The organism is Streptomyces sparsus (assembly GCF_054776295.1).
This window is the reverse complement of record NZ_BAAHCA010000463.1, coordinates 1-3,847: the sequence shown is the minus strand read 5'-3', so window position 1 is coordinate 3,847 and position 3,847 is coordinate 1. Positions and strand designations below refer to the sequence as shown.

Sequence of the window (3,847 nt, the reverse complement as noted above, 5' to 3'; positions counted from 1 at the left end):
CCGGCCGCCGCGAGCACGGCCAGCAGCATCAGCTCCACGCCGGGCGCCACGGCCACCTGCTCCGGCCGGGTCGGCAGGCCCCGTCGCCGCCAGTATCCGCCGGCCTCCCGGGCGACCTCGCTCTCCGGGTGGGTGCCGACCCGCATACGCGCCTCCACCGCCGTCCGTCGACTCACGACGTTTCCACTGTGGCAGAGACCTCGCGGCCCCGCCGCACGGAAGCGTCAGCGGCGGATTCGCCCCGCCGAGGCGCTCCCCGAAGCCGACGCGGGCCGACCGCGGCTACGGACGTGCTCCGGCGCGGCGCCGGGCTGCTACCGGGCCTCCCGGAAGCGGCGGAGCTGCTGTTCGAGGCCTCGCCCGCGGGTACTGACAACGGCCTCGGCCAGCTCGGACAGCTTGCGGTTGGAGTGCTGGGAGAGACTGCGCAGCAGGGTGAACGCCTCGTCGGCGTCGCACCCGGCGATGTGCATGATGATGCCGCTCGCCTGGTCGACGACGGGCCTGCTGCGCAGCGCCGCGTCGAGTTGCGCCACCTGGACGAGCACCTCCCGGTACTGGTGGTCGCGGATCAGCTCTCCGGCGGTGAGGTCTCCCAGCAGCGTCATGACGCCGTCCACCGCGTCCTCGGGTCGGCGCGGGCGGACGCCGTACAGGGAGAGGGTGATGGTGAGGCCGTCCCGTCCGCAGGGCAGGGCCACCACCGAACGCAGGCCCATCTCCAGGGCGCGGGCGCGGTACTCCGGCCAGCGCCGCTCGTCGAGCAGGTCCTCCGAGCCGACGAGGCGGCGGCTCCGCAGTGCGTCCGTGAAGGGGCCGCCGGCACCCCGGCGTTCGATCTCCAGCAGCGCGGAGAGGTCCGGGTGGGTGAGCGCGACGTGTTCGTTGCCGAGGGGGTCGTCGCCCTCGGATCCGTCGGCGACGGTGACGGCGACCGCCCAGCAGTCGCGGCTCGCCCTGGCCACCCGTTCGGCGAGCTGCGCCAGACTGCGCGCCGGGGACCCGCCCTCGGGTTGCTCGGCGAACACCTTCGGGGCGTTCTCGAAGGGCACGCCCTGGCAGTGGAGGGACATGCGGCTGCTTCCTCGGGAGGCGTGGGCGTCGGGTGACGTGTGAACATATGCCCGGTCTGTTCGAGCGGAAACGAACCGACCGGTATGCCCCCCCGGCTAGGTTGGGGGTATGGCGGACTCGAAGGACACCTCTGCAGAGCGGGCGAGTGGAAGCCGTGGACGGGCCACGGAGCACGAGTTGCTGCGCGCGGTCTTCCAGCGGCTGCCGCTGCCGGTGGTGCTGCTGGACCGCGACAGCGTCGTGCGGCGCCTCAACCCCGCGGCGTCGCGGCTGTTCGGCATGCGTGAGGGCTACGCCTCGGCTCGCGGCCTGACAGGCGCGCTCGCCCACGCCGAACGGGCGGCGTTCCGGTCCCAGGTGGCGGCCGTCGCCCGCGACGAGGGCGGACGCAGCCTGACCGTGCGCTTGCTCCGCCCGCCCGAGCAGGGGCGATGGCCGGGAATGGCCCTGCGCACCACGCTCACCCCGGTGCTCACGCGGCACGAGCCGCACACCCTGGTGGTGGCCGTGTTCCAGCAGGACGCGGGCACGACGCCGGAGGAGGCGGCCACCGGCGGTCCGGGGGCCGCCCGCGGCGCGTCCGAACGGGTCAGCGGTACGGCGACGATCACCCGCCACACCGAACTCATGGACCTCGTCGACGAGATGACCGCGACCCTGCTGCGGGCGAGGTCCGCGGACGAGGTGGCGGCCGGCGCGGGTGACGTACTGCGACCCGCCCTGGCCGACTGGGTCGTGGTGGACCTGGCCGGAGAGAGGAGCGGCTCCGCCCGGCGGGTGGCGGTCGCCACCGGCGCCGGGCGGGAGCAGGTACGGCAGGCCCTGGCCGCCGCGCGACCGGAGGACTCACCACTGATCGAAGCCGCTCTGCGCAAGGGCGCGGAAGCACTCCAGCTCCACCCGGAGGACCCGGAGGCGCTGGGCAGGGACGCGCACGGCGCGTCCCTGCTGGGGCGCACCGAGGTCGGTTCCCTGCTGTGCGTGCCGCTGCGGACCGGTCAGGACGCACCCGTGCTCGGGGTGCTGACGCTGTTGCGTCTCGGTACGAGGCGGCCCTTCGAACTGGCCGAGGCGGGCGTGGCGGACCGCATCGGCCGGCATCTGGCGCTGGCCCTAGACGGGCGCTGACGCTGCCAGCTCCCGCTCGGCACGGTCCGCTCCCGCCCGGTCGTCCGCGATCTCGGCACCGAGCCGGTCGCAGGTGCGACTGATCAGCCTGGAGACGTGCATCTGCGATATTCCCAGGTGTTCCGCGATGCGGCTCTGCGTCATGTCGCAGAAGAAGCGCAGGTAGAGGATCTCGCGCTCGCGCTGGGGAAGCTGCCGCAGCCGCGGCGCAGCGGCCTCCCGGTCGATGACGAGGTCGAAGCCTGGTTCGGGGGCGCCGAGCGTGTCGGTCAGCGAGTAGCCGTCCTGGGCGCCGGGCAGTTCGGCGTCGAGGGAGAGCGTGCTGTAGCTCTCCAGCGCCTCCAGCCCGGTGCGCACCTCGTCCTCGGTGAGGCCGGTGTGCTCGGCGAGCTGGGCGATGCCGGGGGTGCGGCCGTCCAGGCTGGTGCTGAGCTCGCGGTAGGCCGTGCGCACTCGGTTGCGGAGTTCCTGGACCCGGCGGGGCACGTGCAGGCCCCACAGATGGTCGCGGAAGTGGCGCTTGACCTCACCGACGATGGTCGGCACGGCGAAGCTCTCGAAGGCACAGCCGCGCGAGGGGTCGTAGCGGCCGACGGCCTTGACCAGTCCGAGCGAGGCCACCTGCTCCAGGTCTTCCAGGGATTCACCGCGATTGCGAAAGTTGCGCGCCAGCCGCTTGGCCATCGGGATCCACGCCTGGATGACCTCCTGGCGGATCCGGTCTCGCTCCGGACCCTCGGGAAGTTCAGCCATGCGCTCGAACTGGGCGGCGGTGTCGGGCGCGTCGTTGTGGGGGTGCCGGGCATGCCTGGCACGGGTCTGTACGGGTGTCATGGGATTCACTCCCGCGAATGGAGACTGCGGTGATCATCGTGGGAGGAGACACAGGTCGGACCGGGAATCTGCACCCGGGGCGGCCTGACGCCGCTCCCACGGATGTGCCTCCAGTCCGAAGCACACAAGGACGGTTACCCGGGGCCAACACCCCGAAACGGTGTTTTGCCCACCCTTCACCCGGTTACCCGGTCGCATGAGCCCGGAAGCAGGGTCCGCGGAGGACCGAGGGTCCGCCCGCTGCCCTTGGGAGAAGGCTCAGTCAAGCGGGTACGGGCGGACCGGTCCGTCCGTACCCTCCTCCCGAAGATCGGCCACCAACGGCACCCGCCCACGATTCCGGAGCCGGATTCATGGCCAAGACCAGCGACAACGCAGCCGTCCCCGGTTTCTCGGGCCTCGTGCGCGGACCGCACGACCCCGGTATGACCGCACGGGTGACGGTGCCGGTCCCAGCCTGCCGTCCACCGGTAAGGATGCGAGGACTCAGGTGTGGCGCCGTCCGCCCGGGGCAGGCGGCCACCCACGGGAGCGGCGACTGCGCCCCGTGCGCCGACCGTCACACACCGGCAGCGGCGGCCTCTCACCGAGGGCCCGGCCGAGCTTCCCACCGGTCCCCGTACGCCGGACTCGGCCCGGCGTCGGCGCTCTCGCCCGGCGGGCCGACAGCGCCCTCCACGACCGGCAACCCGTACACCCGAGGAGTCGATGTGCATGCGTGTTCCAGCAACACGGCGTCGGAACCGCGCCCGGCGGGCACAGCGGCCGGCCGTCGCGCCGGTACGCGGCCACGGAGCGACCCGGGCGGGCG

3 protein-coding genes are annotated in these 3,847 nt (G+C 73.0%); 1 reads left to right on the top strand and 2 read right to left on the bottom strand.

Annotated elements, in window-relative coordinates; translation table 11 throughout:
* Positions 1 to 314: 314 nt before the first annotated feature.
* Positions 315 to 1,073 carry an ANTAR domain-containing protein gene (locus tag ACYVE9_RS18520; RefSeq protein ID WP_461028998.1) on the bottom strand — a complete coding sequence of 253 codons (759 nt, stop codon included), beginning with the start codon at positions 1,071 to 1,073 and terminating at the stop codon, positions 315 to 317.
* 109 nt (positions 1,074 to 1,182) lie between these two features.
* Here ACYVE9_RS18520 and ACYVE9_RS18515 point away from each other — a divergent pair, with 109 nt between their 5' ends.
* On the top strand, positions 1,183 to 2,202 hold the full coding sequence (locus tag ACYVE9_RS18515) for a PAS domain-containing protein (RefSeq protein ID WP_461028997.1): 1,020 nt from the start codon (positions 1,183 to 1,185) through the stop codon (positions 2,200 to 2,202).
* Here ACYVE9_RS18515 and ACYVE9_RS18510 read toward each other — a convergent pair.
* Positions 2,188 to 3,036, bottom strand: a complete 849-nt coding sequence (locus ACYVE9_RS18510) for a SigB/SigF/SigG family RNA polymerase sigma factor (RefSeq protein ID WP_461028996.1) — start codon at positions 3,034 to 3,036, stop codon at positions 2,188 to 2,190. The two genes, ACYVE9_RS18515 and ACYVE9_RS18510, sit on opposite strands and share 15 nt — an antisense overlap.
* Between the last annotated feature and the right edge of the window lie 811 nt (positions 3,037 to 3,847).

What these genes read in the sequence shown, in the direction of transcription:
- ACYVE9_RS18520 (WP_461028998.1), bottom strand. Translation starts at nt 1,073, where the DNA reads ATGTCCCTCCACTGCCAGGGCGTGCCCTTCGAGAACGCCCCGAAGGTG.
- ACYVE9_RS18515 (WP_461028997.1), top strand. Translation starts at nt 1,183, where the DNA reads ATGGCGGACTCGAAGGACACCTCTGCAGAGCGGGCGAGTGGAAGCCGT.
- ACYVE9_RS18510 (WP_461028996.1), bottom strand. Translation starts at nt 3,036, where the DNA reads ATGACACCCGTACAGACCCGTGCCAGGCATGCCCGGCACCCCCACAAC.